Origin of the sequence: Planctomicrobium mucosum (genome assembly GCF_051466335.1) — a bacterium.
Classification (GTDB): Bacteria; Planctomycetota; Planctomycetia; order Planctomycetales; family Planctomycetaceae; genus Planctomicrobium.
Genome location: NZ_CP195793.1, coordinates 124964 through 141610, shown reverse-complemented (window position 1 = coordinate 141610; position 16647 = coordinate 124964). Strand labels below are relative to the sequence as shown.

Below are 16647 nucleotides of genomic sequence, written 5' to 3'. Positions count from 1 at the left end.
TTTCCTGATCAGATGTGGGCATCGATGAGCACCAGATGGTGATCGCTGTATTGCTGAAGCAGCTGTCGCAGTTCGTCATGCCAGACTGCTTCGTCTTTCTCGTTGGTAACCATGTCCCACCAGCCCATTTTGCCTCGCTCGTGCCACTCACCGTCCGGGGTGATCAGAACGAACGGAAACTTCTCGTTTGCCAGTACATGGGGAACCGGGGCCGAGTTGTTGCTGATACTCCTTCCGGACGCTTTGTGGTCGTGCAGCCATCCACCCCAGCGTCCACCGACGACATACCAGTCCCAGCGGGCTTTTGGATTTCTGGTAGAAACCGGCCGCCCCTGATCATCGAAGATGTCATGTCCCTGCAGAAACTCCTCGTAACAGTCGAATGGGGTCATCTCCTGCAGCTGTTGCAGCCGGGATCGGCAGTATTCGGCGTTGATGATCTGCCTGTTCGGACCGGCCAGCAGTTGCTCCAGATGACGGATCTTCAGTTGGCGATCGAGTTCCGCCTGATCGAGGTCGTAGCAGACGTAACTTTCGACGTTGCTGTTTTCATCGTAGGGAGCCATTAGTCTGGCGATGTGGGTTTCGGCATCAGGGAGTTCCTGCGGTGGAATCAGGATGCCAACGGTGAAGTGTGTCATGTTCAAATCCTTTCTGTGAGATCGTTCGGGACGGGACTGCCGTTGACCGAAGCCAACGGCAGTGCCACCGGGGGCGGCGTCAGACAGCGACCTGTTCAGGGGCAGATTGCTGTTCGGCAGCCCGACGATCAGCGGCATCCTTGCCAATCAGTTCGCCGACCTTGTCGTAGGCTTTCTGGGCCAGACGGGCGACGATCAGCAAATCGCTGTCGGAGAAGCTGCGGGTGTCGCGATAGCCGTCATCGGTCTTGTACGTGCGGCTGATCTCGATGGAATAGAAGGTTCCTTTGGTGGAACTGTTCTTCCAGAGCGTCGCTTTCAGACCGCCCCGTTCACGAAGCGTTGCGACGGGTTTGTTGGTGATTGCGGTTGCCATGATCTGTTGTCCTTTCGTTTGAGTGTTTGACCTGTCTCGCCCCGCCACGACAGGCAAACACTCAAACAGAGAAAGGACGTTCAGCAACCGGACGTTTCAGCCGTAGGCCATCCGCGAACCGGGAAAGCGGCTGGGAACAAGACGGCAGGTTCTCCACGGGGACTTCGGCCAATCACTGATGATCAGACAGGACATCCGATCGCGGAGCAGATGGGGCTGACAGGACCCGCAGGGCGTATGATTCGTTGCCGTTTGGCAGAGGCGTCGACAATCCGGGAGGAATTCGTTTCGGCGAGTGGCGATTTTTTTCTGATCGGCTGTCACAAATCGCCCGGGACGGACGTCCTTGATGCAGAGACCGGAATGCCTGGCACACAAACAGGTGCCCCAAGAACTGCCAACTCATTGGAGATTGCGATGAAAAACATGGTTCTTCCCACCCTGTTGGGATGCCTCCTGATTGGCGTTGCCGGGATGACGTTTGCCCACGTTCATGATGATCGGGATGGGGAATCCGTCCGGGTGATTTCCGCACACGACATTCAGGAAAAGCTGGATGGCCACGATGCGGCGGTGACGGCGGTTGAAGTGACGATTGAAGCGGGACAGCAGGGAGTCGCTCATCGGCATCCGGGACCGGGGCTGGTCTATGTGCTGGAGGGAACCTACGAACTTGGGATCGATGATCAGCCGGTGCGGCGGTTCAAAGCCGGGGAGACGTTCTACGAGCCGACCGGTTGCCTGCATCGGGTTTCCAGAAATCCGTCAGCAACGGGACGGACCCGCCTGATTGCTTTTGTGCTGCATCCGCGTGAAAGTAAAGAGATCGCGATCCCGGAAACATCAAAAGGGGAACATCAGAAATAAGTGGCAGGGGGCGGCAGGCCCGGGAAGAGGCCACCCGCACCGGGTTGCCATGTTGAGGGAGTCGTTCCATGACCAATTCAGACCTTCAGCGACTTCGGCCGCGAATGATGTCGGTTGCCTACCGGATGCTGGGGACGGTGGCTGACGCCGAAGATGCGGTGCAGGATGCCTTTCTGGGGCTGCAGACTGCTGGGAACGTGACGTCGCCGGAAGGATTTCTGGTGAAGGCCACAACGCTCCGGTGTATTGATCGGCTCCGGGCAGAGCGACGACGAGCGAAGTATATCGGTCCCTGGGTTCCCGAGCCGATTGCCACGAAGGAGAGTGCGTCCATCGCTGCGTTGTCCGAATCGTTGACACAGGCGTTTCTGTTGATGCTGGAACGTCTGTCTCCGGTCGAGAGGGCGGCGTTCCTGCTGCGAAGCGTTTTCGATTACGAGTACGCCGAAATCGCGGAGATCGTCGGAAAATCCGAAACACATGTCCGGCAGATCGTCAGCCGGGCCAGATCCCGGTTGGAGCAGGAACGGCCCCGATTTCATCCGGAGCCGGAACAGGCCGATGCGTTGGCGGAACGCTTCATCGCGGCCTGCCGCTCGGGGGACATCGGGACGATCGAGCAGATGTTCACTGACGAAATCGAAATCCACTCCGACGGCGGCGGAAAAGCCACGGCCGCCCGCGTCATCGTTCGTGGACGTCCTCACGCAGCCCGATTCCTGTCAGGTGTTTTCAGCAGGAAGCTGCGGGATTGTGACGTGGTCTTTGCAAAAGTGAATGGAGAACCGGGCGTGGTTGTGTCCCATCAGGGGACGGTGGTTCTCGTGACATCCTTCCAGATCGGGGAGGGAGTGCGGGCCGTTTACATGACCAGAAATCCGGACAAGCTGGCCCGCTGGTCGATCGCACAAATTGATTGAGAAGAATTGAGGAAACAGGTTCCGGAACGTCACCTGTCGGCATTCCGGACCGTCACACCATTCAGGGAGAACAACATGACAGAAACCCGCATTAAAGTGGAAAAAACCAGCATGGATGCTTACCGGGCCATGCTGGGGGTCGAAAAGATCCTGTCACAGTGCAGCATCGAGAAACCAACGCGAGAGCTGGTGAAACAACGGGTCTCGCAAATGAACGGTTGTGCCTTCTGCATGGATATGCACTGGAAGGAAGCCCGGTCCTCCGGAGAAACGGAACAGCGTCTCTACAGTCTCCCCGCCTGGCGTGAATCCCCGTACTACAGCAAGAGAGAACGGGCCGCATTGCTGCTGGCGGAAGAACTCACAAAGATTGCCAACCGGTCCATCCCCGAAGAGATCTTCGAGCAGGTCCGCAGCGAATTCAACGATGCGGAGATGGGGGATCTGATCTGGGTCATTGCTGCCATCAATGCATGGAACCGCGTCAACGTCGGGTTGGGAACGGTGCCTGCCAGCAATCCGCCGTCCACCACGGCCTGATGAACGGCAATCCGCAGGCAACGGCGGGTGCCGTTGTCCATGTGCCAATCCGGGTTTCATATGAAAGGGATCTCCATGAAGATCGTCGTTATTGGAGGGAGTGGTCTGATCGGTTCGCAGGTCGTCAACAGGCTCCGGGAGCAGGGACACGACGTCGTCGCGGCCTCACCGTCCACCGGGGTCAATGCCGTTACCGGCGAAGGATTGGGCGACGCACTGACGAATGCGGAAGTCGTGATCGACGTGGCCAACTCGCCTTCATTTGAGGATCAGGCGGCGATGGACTTCTTTGAAACATCGGGACGGCATCTCAAAGCAGCCGAACATACAGCCGGAGTGCGACACCATGTGGCGCTTTCCGTCGTGGGTACACAACGTCTGCTGACAATGGGATACTTCCGGGCGAAGCTGAAGCAGGAAGAACTTATCAAGGCCGCCGGAATCCCGTACACGATTGTCCGGGCGACGCAGTTCTTCGAGTTTGTCGGAGCCATTGCCCAATCGGGGACCGATGAAACGGGCATCCGTCTCCCCCCGGTCCTGATGCAACCGATTGCCTCTGGCGATGTCGCCAGTGCCCTGGCAGAGATCGCAACAGCCGGGCCGAAAAACGGTCTGGTGGAAGTCGCAGGGCCTGAACCGATCCGCATGGATACCCTCGTGCGGCAGTTCCTCTCAGCAGGCGGAGATACCCGTGAGGTCATCGCTGATCCGCACGCTCCGTATTTCAGCACGCCCGTGGACGATCACAGCCTGATGCCCGACAACTCTCCTGTCACAGGAAAGACAACATTCGCCGACTGGCTCGCCCGGAATGTCCCCAAACCTGAACTGGTCTGACCGGATGCGTAAAGTCAATTGTGATTGTTCTCACCCTGATTCCCTCCCACGTCCCGAAGGCGAGCTTTGCGGCGAATTCTGATCTCCCCGTCCGGTGGAGCGTCTGCCCGTTGACGGTGGTTCAACCCGGACGCCCAGCTTCAGATTGAACACGAAGTCGGACCGCTTTTTGTTGATTGCTTTCAGCGGGGTCTGCATGTCTTCCTGCAAGCGGGCCAGCTCCGTTGCCTGCTCTGCCGTGTAGCTGCTGGCCAGACTTTGCTGACTGATGACTTTCATGAACCGGTCGTAATCGGAAAAGACCTGCTGGCAGAATGGCGTCGGCTGTTTCCCGGTGAAGAAGTGCGTCAGGATCGGAGCAGCGAGCATGTTCGGCTTCGACGTGGACGCTTCCGCAGCCCAGCCTGCCAGACTGTTCGCGAATTTCTTCACATCCTGCGACATTTCCGGTGTCTGGAACGTCCGCAGATGGTCTTCCAGCTTCTGGTAATAGGCAATCATCTGTCCGGGGGTGACGGACTGCTGGCGGCTGGAACTCATTTCAACGAGGAGATTCCCTCCCTCGACCACCAATGCCGCGAACTTCGTCAGTCCGACTTCGGCCTCTACCATCAATTCCGGAGAGAGCTGTTCGATTGTCGCCGGGCCTGCTTTGAGGATATTGTGGGGTAGCTTCATGGCAGCGACTTCGTGCGGCTGCACTTTCAAATCGACCTCGAATACAAAATCCGGCCGGAAGCGGTTCATTGCGACGACGTACTCCCGAGCCCTGGCCCGGTTGCGGGCCATTTCTTCCCTCCTGTCCGGAGAATGGTCCTGTGAGACACCCGACTGTGCGATGAAAGCCATCATCCGGTCGTATTCCGCGAAGGCGTCCAGATAGGAACCACCAGAATCTCCGGCGAAGAATCCGGCAATGATGGGGCCATAGGGAACTTCACCATCAGCGGGCTCCCATCTGGCAGCCCAGTCCTCCATTTCCCGACCGAACACCCGGACATCCTTGGACAGGCTCTCTGCATCAAAGCGTTGCATGTAATGCCGCAGGCTCCCGTAATAGAGCGTCAGGGAACTGCGGGAGGGGGCGGACTTGAGGAGTTTGGTGCGGTCAATCCGGTGTTCCAGCACCTGATGGGCCCCTTCCGTCACCAGCAGGGCAAAGCCGACCAGATCGTATTCCAGATTCCGCAGCACATCAGGTGGCAGCTCCTGAATGGACTGCGGACCGTTCCAGTTTTCCAGGTCCTGACGGACCCGGTTCGGGCCACCCACGCCGGACATCATGAAGCCGTTGATCCCTTTCAGGATCTGCCGGGCTGAATCCGGGGATTGGCCTGTGAGGAGTGCCAGCATGGTCCCATCTGCCTCTCCGCTGGCTCCGGCTTCTTCAAATTCCAGTCCCGGTTCAGACGATCGCTGGACCAGAGCATTGACCTCATCCATGACCGTTCCACCCCGGCGGCGGACATCTGCAATCTCCATGAACCCGCCCAGAAGTCCGTCCAGCTGAGTGTTGACAATGTCCGTCTGCAGCCGGGGACTTCGCACGAAATACTGTGTTATTTTCGTACTGAGGACCGGGTCCTGAATCTCACGCAGTGTCACCCGGTGCTCCGGAGGGACCACCATCACGATTTCCTGGCTGTTGAATGCGGTGACGAACCGTTTCAGGTAAGTAAAGTTCCGCTGCTCCTGATTCCTGAGCAAGGCATAATTTCCGTCATGAAGAGACCGCACGATCCGGGGCTCGCGGAACCGGTTGAAATCGAGATCCACGCTCGGGACCGGCATCGGCGGCTTCGTCTCAGCCATCACTTCTGGAACAGCAACTGGAACAACCGGGGCTTCCGGCTGAGGTTCCAGAATTGGATCTTCGTCATTTTCAGGAGCAACCACCTCCGGTACGGCCGCCACCTGTTGTTCAGCGGCCTCTGGCGCACCCGGAAGGAAGGCGCTCATCAGTTGAGGGTTCATCCAGTAAACCCAGGCACCGAGCGGAATCCAGACCAGAATGGCTGCCAGCACCACCGTTGCCAGCAGCCGGAAATCGAAGATCCGACCCAGTCCCCGACGCCGTGGACATGCCTCCGTTGGTGTCGTTTCGACGGGCTGGGACGCAGGAGCCGTGTTCGGTGGAGAGTGGATTCCTGCTGCCGGGGGAGTCACGGGGGTGATCAACCCTTTGATCTGGCGGGCGGGAACGAACCGGGTGCTGGTCTCCGGACGTACGAGACTCTCGCCTGTAATCACTCCGGATTGTACCAGCGTTTTCAGCACACTGGCCGTGATCGGCCCCTGGGGAGAACCGTCCTGCATGAAGAACCACCGGGTTGCCATGAAATTCTCCTTATCGGCTGGTACTGACCATGAATTGGCTGTGAGGAGTCGGAACCGTGACGGGAAGGGCATCAACTCCGGGATTTCGTTCTGCAGTTCCTTTCGCCGAGAGATCGTCCGCGTTCCCGAACGCAGGGAACCGACTTTCTCCCACAGTCATCACCTGTTGTTTCCTGTCATAGACGAAATCGATCCACTTCCAGAAATTTCGTGTGGTGGCGCTCTGCGGGTCGCGATCATGGGGATCAGGACGGGGTTCCCCTTCAGCCCACAGCCCCGGTCCCCCAAAGACAAACATTCTCCAGTGTTCTCCACGGATGTCGGTTGTGACCAGCACCTGCAGTGATCTGCTCAAATAGGGTGTCTCTCCAATGAAACAGGCTTTCCCGTCCGCGATGCAGATCAACTGCTGGAGTACGACGACCTGCAGCCAGCCATTCGCATAGGGGGGTGAGACATCATCATGCTGCCACGCTTTGGGCATCTCCCGAAGAAACGCATTCCAGTCGGTTCCGGTCCGCTGTGTCGCCTGTTCCGCAAGGGGCGACTGCGGACGAATGAACAGACGTGGAGTGGATTCCAATTGAAATCCGAAAATTTCCATGCTGCGATCGATCGTGATCTCGATCGCCTCGGACTGATACGTTGATCCCCCGTCCAGACGATCGGGAACGATTGCTCCGTGTTCCCCAAAGGCGGTTGCCAGCCGCTGTTTTTCATCGGCGGTGAACAGCGTGCTTTCCATCAGGTTCCAGTAGGGGTACAGCATCCTTGGTCGGGCATGGAAATCGCCAGCCAGTTCCTCGTAGGGGTGCGGCGACGCTCCAGCTGCCAGTAATGCCAGCATGGCTTCGATATTCCCCTGGCTCCAGGCGTTACGAAGCAGTGCTTCCTGTGGATAAGACAGGCCGGGCATGACGCCATTCGGATCGAGACCGTTCTGGAGCATTTCGCGAAACCAGGCGATTGCCTCTGGGTTCTCTTTGGATGCCCTGAAAAACTGTGCGGCAGCTGTTTCGCTGCTCCCCGGCAATCGCTCACGGAACGCCTGCAGAACCTGTTCAGGGCTGATTGTGGCAGCGGAGATCTGCCGCAGGACTTCACTATCCGCCGTCGCGATTCCCCGAACAATGCTTTCCAGTTCCAGCGATTGTTTCAGGCTCTGGGAGATCCGTGGGAGTACAGCCGTCTGTTCCTGAGGCAATGAGGCAACTTGAGGGAGCGGCTTGAACCGGCCCCATAGCAGAATTCCAGCGGTGGCCACCATGGTGACAAGCAGTGTTCGCACCGCCAGTGTACGAGTGCGGCGAACGGATTGACGATGTCTGACGAACTGCCGGAGAGCCTGACAGAACTCTTCCGCTGACCGAAAGCGTTGGGCCGGATCAGGCGCCGTCGCCCGCTCGTGGATTCTGCCAAGGGACGTCACCGGAAACCTGATTTCCGGTGACGTTTCCCTCGACCCCGGAACGGTTTCCAGCACCGCCTGGATGCCGTTCGTCATGAACAGCAGCAAGCGCCCGATCGAGTAAATATCGCTCAGCTGCCCGTTGATATTCCCCAGACAGTCCCGCTGCTCCGGAGCCATGAACGCGGGGGTTCCGTGGAACTCCTGAATGTCCGAACGGGTGGTCATGCCGGTGGAGACGTCGATCGCCAGTCCGAAATCGACGATCCGCAGGATGCCGTCATCGCCGACATGGATGTTTCTGGGAGAGAGATCGCGATGGATGATCCCCCGCTGGTGCATCTGCTCGACCGTTTCCGCAATTTGCAAAGCGTATCGAGCACACTGCACCGGATCAGCGATTGTTCCCTGATCCTGCACCAGATCGAACAGGTTCCGGCCCTCCAGATACTCCATCACGATGAACGCTACGCCATCGGGAGTACGGCCGTCGTCGAGGACTTGAGGAACCTGCAATCCACTGAGCCGGGAAAGGAACGCCGCTTCCTGCATCAGCCGTCGGGCCGACTCGTCATCCCGGCTGAACTTGATTGCCACTGACTGCATCAGCCTGCGGTGACGGCCGATCGCAATCGTCGCTTGAGTGCCGCTGCCGACCATCCGCACCAACCGGTACACCCCCAGGACATCCGGCAGCTGGACGTTGAGGGGAAGTTGACGGTAAGCGAGGGGAAGCAGTTCTTCCAGATTGGGATACAGAATGCACAGTTCATGCAGTGTCGGCGCGTTTCCCCGGTTCCGCTGGAGGGCATCCACTTCAATCGGAAGGAGCTGTTCAAGCAACGCCAGCTGCAATCGGGTTTCCACGGCCAGAATGGTCTGTTCCAGCTGCGGAACCGATCCGTTCTGCAATGATCCTTCGTAACGAGTGCACAGATCGCTGATTTCCCGACGATCGGCGGAATTCAGTTGTGAATAGAGCGGGGGCGGAGACGCTGCTGCATCCGTCGGTGCCCGATGTGTCCCCTCATTGCCCGCTGCCAACAGTCTGCCCGCCCGATCCGTTTACTCCATGTCGTCAAGCCTTTGATATCGATGAAAGAGTTGCTATTGGGGGTGGGATTTTCCAGTGTGGGGGTGTTCCAATCCTTTTCTCACAGGAGATCCTCGCATGCTCTTTCTTGGAATCGATCAACATGCCCGTCAGCTGACTGTCTCACTCCGTGACCAGGCGGGTGATGTTCTTCTCGCACGGCAGGTGTCCACGCAGCCAGAGAAGGTCCTCGAGTTCTTTGATCAGCTCACCCGGCGGTGTGCGCAGCTTGAAGAACAGTTCATCGCAGTCGTGGAAGTCTGTGGCTTCAACGACTGGCTGATCCGGATGCTGCGGGATTACCGCTGTCACAAGGTGATCCTCATTCAGCCGGAGGAACGCAAACGCTGTAAGACCGATCGACGCGATGCTGCATCGCTAAGTGAACTGCTGTGGGTCAACCGTGATCGGTTTCTGGAGGGCAAGCCCGTTCGCGGGTTGCGGCAGGTCAACATCTGCAGCACTTCTGAGCAGGAGAACCGCAAGCTCAGCACGTTGCGGAAGGAGGCCGGTCAGGCTCAGACGCAGCTGGTCAACAAGATCAAGCACATCCTGCGGCGACACAATCTGCAATGGGAACTTCCTACAAAAACCTTTCCGACCATGAAGGCCATCGCCTGGCTGCGAGAGATTTGTTTACCAGAGATTGATCGACTGGAGATGAACTTTCTGCTGGCGGACCTGAGGCAGATCCAGGAGAGGTTGCTGGAACTGGAGCAGCTCATCGCCCAGCGAGGCCGCGACAACCCCAATGCCCAACTCCTGAAGACCATGCCGGGGATCGGAGCGTTCACAGCCATTTCGCTCGCCGCTGGGATCGGCGATGTGCAGCGATTTCCGCGAGCCAGAAGTCTGGCGAACTACTGGGGGCTGACTCCGGGCTGCCGCAACAGCGGAGAGAACAACCAGCGGCTGGGGAGAATCACCAAAGCGGGCAACAACACAGCCCGCTGGCTGCTGGCCCAGGTGACGTATCAGGTGCTCCGCAAAGACGGACGTCTTCGGGAATGGTACAAGAAGCTCAAGAGACGACGGGGAAGTGGCGTGGCCCGGGTGGCGGTGATGCGGAAGCTGGCCACGGTGATCTGGCACATCCTCAGCAAGCAGCAAAGTTACTTTGAGTGTCGAGCCATTGCCACAGCCTGAGCAGACAGAATCGATGCGTCATCATCCTTCCAACCTGAATCAAAGGAGACCAATTACTTCCAGGTCCACCCCGGTTGTTCGATCCAGGTGAGTGACATCGCCTGAGATCCCTCCCGATCAGTCCAACTCGTACGGAACCGTGGATGTCGCTGCTGATCACGAACAGGTCCAGCAGGCAGGCACGTCCCTTTGAATGGAGTAGGCTTTTCGGAGAGGAATTCGCATCTCGATAATTTTGCGTCTGCTCAATGCAGCAGAGCGATCCATGATTCTCATGGATCGTGCCTCGCGAAGGAATGTGTGTGGAGCAATCGCATCCGACAAGAACGATTGCAACATCCCGTAGCAACGACAACCGGTGAGATGATCACTCAAGACAAAACGCAATCCAGCCCACAGAACATGAACTTCGAAACAAAGCCCAGAACTTTGCCGCTCGATTTACAGACTCACACCAGGAAAACTCTCTCCCGCTTGACAATCTCTTTCAGGAACGGTTCCGTAGGCCGTCCGAAGCAGGGTGCTCGAAATCCGCTAAAAGGCTAACTCACAAGAGTTTCCGCTCGCCACGAAACGCATCTCGGCGTTTCCAGAATTTCCATATTTTGCTAAGGATTCCATCCTTTAGCAAGGATTTAGTGACATCATCTGTGACAGAACAGAAGTTCTCGTCTGCCTGAATGGCTTTTCTTTATGATCCGGAGCATTTGATTTCCGCCCGTTCCCCTCACCAAATCTTCCTGATGCTACAAGCCGTCTCTGACGGCTTTTTCTGTTTGTAGCGACACCCGATTTTGGGTCTCCGAAACCAACGTCTTTACGCCATCCGTAGACGCTGTTTTCAGTGACGAGGCGCTGTACAAAGGGACTGCAACACAGTTCCAGATTACAGATTGCGACAATACCGAAATGACGGCGATTTTCCACCCACTCCTGGCCCTGATTGCCTCTGTCACTGATCGTGAGCTGGCCCGATATGTCGAGTTCCTGAAGGAAGAGAACAAGATTTTGCGGACGCGGATTCCCGGGCAGGTGCATACAAAGCCGCATGAGCGGGAACGGCTGCTGGCACTGGGGAAGAAACTGGGACGAGCCATCGAGTCACTACTGACGATCGTCAGCCCATCGACGTTCTACCGTTGGCTGCGAGAGGAGGGAGAGCCGAACCGAAAGAAGAACCCCAAGGGAGGCCAGCGGAAGCCCCGAGAACTGCGTGAGCTGGTGATCCAGATCGCCAAAGCGACGGGATTCGGATACACCCGGATTATCGGCGAACTCCGGAAACTCGGCATCAAGAAGATCAGCCGCCAGACGGTCCGGAACATCCTCAAAGAGGAGGGCATTGTCCCCGGTCCGGACCGGACATCCGACAGGTGGGACAACTTCATCGAGAGACATGCAAAGACATTGTGGGCGGTGGACTTTTTCTCCGTGAAGACTGTCACCACACGGGGTTTCCAGGAGATGTATGTCCTGGTCTGGCTGTGCATGACGACACGAGAGATCATCGTGTCGGAATCGACGCTGCATCCCAATTCTGCCTGGGTGACAGAACAGACGGGCCGGTTTCTGGAACAGACGCTGTCCCGCGATGACAAACCCAGCATCGTGATGCACGATCAGGACACGAAGTTCACGAAGGAATTCGTGGGAAAACTCAAACAGCATGGTGTGCGGACCAACAAATTACCCAAGGCTTCCCCGAACTTGAACGGCAGGTGCGAGCGCGCGATTTTCACTCTGAAGAATGAGTGTCTTCGGAAGTTCATTATCTTTGGAAAACGGCATCTGGATCATTTGCTGATGGAGTTCACGGAGTACTACAACACGACCCGTTCCAGCATGGTCCGGGATCATCTGCCACCGGTCCGCAGCGAACCCGAACCGACGGAAACGGTCAATCTCGATCAGATCCGGGTGAAGTCGTATGTCGGCGGTCTGGTGCAGGGGTTTGAGAGACGGCGTGATGTTCATCGGGTGAGCGATCAACGCTGGAAGTGACTTCAGTCTGGCGGTCAGCGCCGGGATGAGATCATTGTGAGGGATGGCTTTGCCGTTGATCGTGACCGGTTCGCCGTCGTGGTGTGCCATCCGGGAACGGTCAGCGGTCAGTTTCTCCAGCCGGTCGGCGTAGCGGTCGATCAGATCGGGAAGATCGCGGACGTTCCTGCGGGCGAGGAACTGTTCGTCGAGGTGGCTCTTCTTCAGCAGGTGCAGCCGTTGTAACTCGGCGTCTGCTTCCGCGAGCGTCAGCACGGCCGGGTTGCCGGAGGCGATCGCCTTCACTTCGGCGTATGACAACTCCTGACCGCCGATGTCTTCCGCTGCGCGGAGGGCATTGTCACCGGTCATCACCTGATTGATGAACCGGGCCTTGTTTTCCAGTGCCTGCCACATGTAGGCGTCAAAGCTTCCTTCAGTCACATAACGGTAGATCGAGACTTCTTTGTTCTCGTTCCCTTGTCTGAGAATCCGCCCGTCCCGCTGTTCGACTTCGGCGGGTTTCCAGGGGGCGTCCAGATGATGCAGGGCTGCCAAGCATTTCTGGACGTTGGTCCCGGTTCCCATCTTCTGGGTACTCCCGAGTAATATACGAACCGCTCCTTCCCGGACCTTCTTGAACAGGGCCTGTTTCTTGGCATCGCTCTCCGCGTCGCCAATGGAGGCAATCTGCTCACGCGGGATGCCGGACGCTGTCAGCTTACGGATGATCTCGGAATATGGCGAATACCCCCACGCCGTCGGGTTGACTCCCATGTCCGCGAAAATCATCTGCGTGCCGCGATGGCTGGCGGTCCGGTTGAAGATTTCGGTGACCGTTTCCACCAGCCGGTTGATCTTGGATTCCGGAAAGTCGTCCGCCACAGGATCGAGCATCCGGGCATCGATCGCCAGTTTCCGGCCGTCGGTGGTGATCGCGAGGGCATTGTCCTCCCGTGGATCGATCTTTTCGTTGCGGATGCGTTCATAACGCTGCACCAGTTCCTGCTGGAACTCGTGTTGTTCGTCCGACATCGGGCAAGCAATGACTTCGGGTTTGTTGCCCTTGAGTGTGGGACGGGGAAGATTGAGCATCTCGGCGGTCTGCACATCGGCGAACGCCCGGAACATCTGTTGCAGTTCCGGCAGGTTGGTGAACTTCGCAAACCGCGACCGTGGCCGCAGCCCGGAACCATCGGGAGTGATTTCCATGGAATCGACGACTTCCCCGAACGTCGCCGCCCAGGCATCAAAATGTTCAATCCCCCGGCTCCGCAGGCCCGCAGGGTCGAGGAACCGCTGCAGCGTGTACAGCTCCATCATCGTGTTGCTGATCGGCGTTCCGGTGGCAAATGTCACCCCGTGACCAGCGTGGAGCTGGTCCAGATACCGGGCTTTCATGTAGACATCGAACGCCCGTTCGCTCCCTCCGGTTTGGATTCCGGCCACCCGGTCCATCTTGGTCGGAGTCTCGAGGTTCTTGAAGTAATGGGCTTCATCGATGAATAAGTGATCGACGCCCAGTTCATCGAACACCAGCCCGTCGTCCTTCTTGTCTTCCGCCAGCAGGTTTTTCAGTTTTTCCTCGCGAGAGGCTTTCTGCTTTTCGATCGTCTTGATCAGATTGCGACGGTTTCCTTTCTCAGCAGCGTGTTCGCAGAGCAGGATATCGTATTCCGCGATCTGTTCCCGCAGGAACTGCTCCTGATAACTCCGGGACATCCCGATCCGCTCGAAACTGGAGTGCGTGACGATGATTCCGTCCCATTCCCCGGAGGCAATCCGTGCCGTCAGGAACTTGCGTTTGTCGCGTGTCAGGTCTTCTTTGGCGGCGATCAGGAGCTTGGCATTGGGATACAACTGCAGGAACTCCCTGGAGAACTGTTCCAGCAGGTGATTGGGAACGACGAACATCGGCTTCTTGATGAGAGACGCCTGCTTCATCTTCATCCCGGTGGCGGCCATCGTGAACGTCTTCCCGGCCCCCACGCAATGGGCCAGTAACGTGTTGCCGCTGCTCATCCCTCGCCAGACGGCGGCATTCTGATGGGGCCGTAACTGGACCGTGTCGTTCATGCCGGGATAATCGAGATGAGAGCCGTCGAACACGCGTGGGCGGAGATTGTTGTACAGATCGTTATAAATCCGCACGAGCCGTTCAGTGCGGTCGGGATCAGTGAAGATCCATTGGCGGAACTTCTCCTTGATCTGCTTCTGCTTCTCCCGGGCGGCGAGGGTTTCGGTCTGGTTGACGACCCGTTCTCCCTGATCGAGCGTGTCGTAGACAGTAGGGGATTTCATGTTCAGGGCCAGCTCCAGCAGCCACGTTCCGTTCGCGCGGGGTGTTCCGTAATCAATCGTGGCTGCCACCGATTGCAGGGCGGCATAACCGGCATCCAGCGACCAGACGGCATCTTTCTGCAGATGGGCAATGGGAACGGCAGAACGATCGACGCTGAACAGCTCTGATGCAAACGTCTGGATGTACTCCTCCGGTATCCAGGGAGCCCCGAGATTGGCGTCGATGTCGCCGGGGAGCACGTCGGGGGGCTGGATTTCGGAAAGAGCCGACACGTTGCGGAAATAGGACATCCCAGCGGCTTCCGCGAATTTCAGTTTCTCACGAACGTTCCCGGAGAGATAGACATCACTGGTCTGCCATTCCTGAAGGTGGGGATCGTGGAAGATCAGATCCCCCAGTTCCTCGATGATCGATGGTTCGGCCTTGCCGTAAAGCTGGGCAATAAACTCCAGATCGACCTTCCCCCGCTGATTGAGCGCCACTAGAAGCCCCTCTTCCGCTGACTGTACCCTCGTGACCGGCGGTGTGCGGCCGACGACGTCCCGCTGGAGAATGGCGGCTTTCGTCGCTTTGCCGGTCGGCTCGTCATACTCTTCGAGCGACATGACGAGCATTGCATCGGGATCTTCGCGGAACTTGACCAGGTTCGGCATTCGGCGGATGGACGTACCATTGGTGGTCTCGCTGAACGTCGTCTTGTTGATCGGGCCGTAAGTTAGCACGAATCGGTCATAGACTTTGTTGAGTTCCTTGCGGGCGGCCTCCTGATGTTCAGCGGGCCAGTCCTCGTTCTGCGACTGAAGCACCCGCCGGGCCTGATCCCGGAGCGTGATCAGTGCTCCCATCCGTTTGCCGACCAGTGTGCCGTCGGCGCGGAGTTTGGTTCCGCCGTACACAACCGGAACCCCCTCGCCTCCCTGAGACTGGTAAATGACTTTGTCCTCCCCTATGAAGAAACTCCCTTGATCAATGTGCCGCTGCTGGTGTGGTGGAATGAATGCCGGTGGTGGTGGCCGGGCCGATTGCGGTGACGAAGCCAGCGGCGCGAACTGGGGCAACTGTCCGATGGCCCGTGGCAACTGGATGTGCAGATCTCCGTTGCAGACGACGCTGTAACCGTCGCCATACAGCCGGTTCTTCCGGGACCAGTTGCCAAGGACCATCTCCGGATGATTGTGGAAATACCTGTTGATGGAGATGTCGGCTCCTTCAATCGACAGGGGAGACACGCCGAGCCAGTCGGGATCAATGTGATGGACGGACTCTCCTGCTGGCCGTTTGCGGAGGAACAGGATATCCGTGACCACCGCTGTCCCATCCCGCCGGAACGTATCGGACGGCAACCGGATCGCACCCACGAAGTCCGCTCTCTCCGCCAGATACTCCCGGATCGCGGCGTTCTGTTTGTCGAGCGTGTAGTGCGACGTCACCAGGGCCAGCACGCCGACGGGTCTGAGCAGATCGACCGATTTGGCAAAGAAGTAATCGTGCAGCGAGAATTTTTGCCCGTGATGATCCAGCTTCAGATCGGAGAACGGAACGTTTCCGATGACCGCATCGATGTGGTCTTCCGGCAGGCGGGTATCACGAAACGATTCGATCCGGATGTCGTGTTGGGGATGGATCGCCTGGGCAATGCGCCCGGAAATGGAATCCAGCTCGATCCCGATAAAATACTGATCCGGACGGCCATAGCCCAGAAATCGTCCGGTGCCGCACCCCGGTTCGAGAAGGGTCGCGGTCTCGGGGATGCCCATGCGGGCCAGAGCCAGGTGCATGGCCTGAATCACCACCGGAGAGGTATAGAACGCGTTAAATGTCGTTCGTTTGGCGCTGTCGTATTCTTCGGGCGTGAGCAGCGATTGCAGTTCTTCACCCAGCTTCTGCCAGCTGGGTTGTTTGTATTGGCCGGTGGCCGGGTTGGGGAAGATGGAGAGCGCCAACGCGCCGAATCCCGCGAATTTCGAGAGCGTCTGACGCTCTTCCGCTGTGGCTGGTCGCTGTTCGGCTTCAATCGCTTTCAGCGTCCGGATGGCAGCGATGAGTTCATGGGCCTTCGCTTTCTCACCGGTGAAGGTCGTCGGGAAATGAGGCAGACTGACTGGGCCCGGCTGTGGGGTCTCTGCTGATCGGGGTGACGCTGTCCGGTTCCAATGGACTGAAGGTGCTGGGGGTTCTGTCACCGGATCGGGAACAG

11 protein-coding genes and 1 pseudogene are annotated in these 16647 nt (G+C 57.9%); 6 read left to right on the top strand and 6 right to left on the bottom strand.

All coding sequences use genetic code 11. The features are described 5' to 3' along the window. Nucleotides 1-8: 8 nt before the first annotated feature. Nucleotides 9-641, bottom strand: coding sequence for a hypothetical protein (locus SH668x_RS00580; protein ID WP_437186761.1), 633 nt, complete (start codon nt 639-641; stop codon nt 9-11). Nucleotides 642-720: 79 nt separating this feature from the next. Continuing rightward, on the bottom strand, nt 721-1017 hold the full coding sequence (locus SH668x_RS00575; RefSeq protein WP_437186760.1) for a hypothetical protein: 297 nt from the start codon (nt 1015-1017) through the stop codon (nt 721-723). Between the two features lie 363 nt (nt 1018-1380). Here SH668x_RS00575 and SH668x_RS00570 point away from each other — a divergent pair, with 363 nt between their 5' ends. The 4 genes from SH668x_RS00570 to SH668x_RS00555 all read left to right on the top strand — a co-directional run bounded on the left by SH668x_RS00570 (nt 1381) and on the right by SH668x_RS00555 (nt 4184). Next, entirely contained in the window at nt 1381-1884 is a 504-nt protein-coding gene (locus SH668x_RS00570; protein WP_437186759.1) for a cupin domain-containing protein, read from the top strand. A 68-nt stretch (nt 1885-1952) separates the two neighbouring features. Continuing rightward, the gene (sigJ, locus tag SH668x_RS00565; protein WP_437186758.1) at nt 1953-2804 is read left to right on the top strand and encodes an RNA polymerase sigma factor SigJ; all 852 of its coding nucleotides are present in this window, start codon (nt 1953-1955) and stop codon (nt 2802-2804) included. Nucleotides 2805-2879: 75 nt separating this feature from the next. Continuing rightward, complete coding sequence (locus tag SH668x_RS00560; RefSeq protein ID WP_437186757.1) at nt 2880-3344, top strand: carboxymuconolactone decarboxylase family protein; 465 nt, start codon at nt 2880-2882, stop codon at nt 3342-3344. Between the two features lie 75 nt (nt 3345-3419). Then, nucleotides 3420-4184 (top strand): SDR family oxidoreductase, encoded by a 765-nt coding sequence (locus tag SH668x_RS00555; RefSeq protein WP_437186756.1) that lies wholly within the window; start codon nt 3420-3422, stop codon nt 4182-4184. A 30-nt stretch (nt 4185-4214) separates the two neighbouring features. Here the strand turns inward: SH668x_RS00555 and SH668x_RS00550 are convergent, their stop codons facing one another. Both SH668x_RS00550 and SH668x_RS00545 read right to left on the bottom strand, forming a co-directional pair. Further along, nucleotides 4215-6521, bottom strand: a complete 2307-nt coding sequence (locus SH668x_RS00550) for a DUF4339 domain-containing protein (protein WP_437186755.1) — start codon at nt 6519-6521, stop codon at nt 4215-4217. Nucleotides 6522-6531: 10 nt separating this feature from the next. After that, nucleotides 6532-8973, bottom strand: coding sequence for a serine/threonine protein kinase (locus SH668x_RS00545; protein WP_437186754.1), 2442 nt, complete (start codon nt 8971-8973; stop codon nt 6532-6534). A gap of 127 nt (nt 8974-9100) precedes the next feature. On the opposite strand from SH668x_RS00545, the gene SH668x_RS00540 reads away from it, so the two are divergent. Further along, entirely contained in the window at nt 9101-10168 is a 1068-nt protein-coding gene (locus SH668x_RS00540) for an IS110 family transposase (RefSeq protein WP_437185134.1), read from the top strand. Between the two features lie 1104 nt (nt 10169-11272). Here SH668x_RS00540 and SH668x_RS00535 read toward each other — a convergent pair. Beyond that, nucleotides 11273-11566 (bottom strand): hypothetical protein, encoded by a 294-nt coding sequence (locus SH668x_RS00535; protein WP_437188599.1) that lies wholly within the window; start codon nt 11564-11566, stop codon nt 11273-11275. Between the two features lie 66 nt (nt 11567-11632). Here SH668x_RS00535 and SH668x_RS00530 point away from each other — a divergent pair. After that, nucleotides 11633-11944: pseudogene (locus SH668x_RS00530) on the top strand (hypothetical protein); the annotation flags it as partial. On the opposite strand, the gene SH668x_RS00525 reads toward SH668x_RS00530, so the two are convergent. Then, nucleotides 11855-16393, bottom strand: a complete 4539-nt coding sequence (locus tag SH668x_RS00525; protein ID WP_437186753.1) for a DEAD/DEAH box helicase family protein — start codon at nt 16391-16393, stop codon at nt 11855-11857. The pseudogene SH668x_RS00530 and the gene SH668x_RS00525 sit on opposite strands and share 90 nt — an antisense overlap. Nucleotides 16394-16647 lie beyond the last annotated feature (254 nt).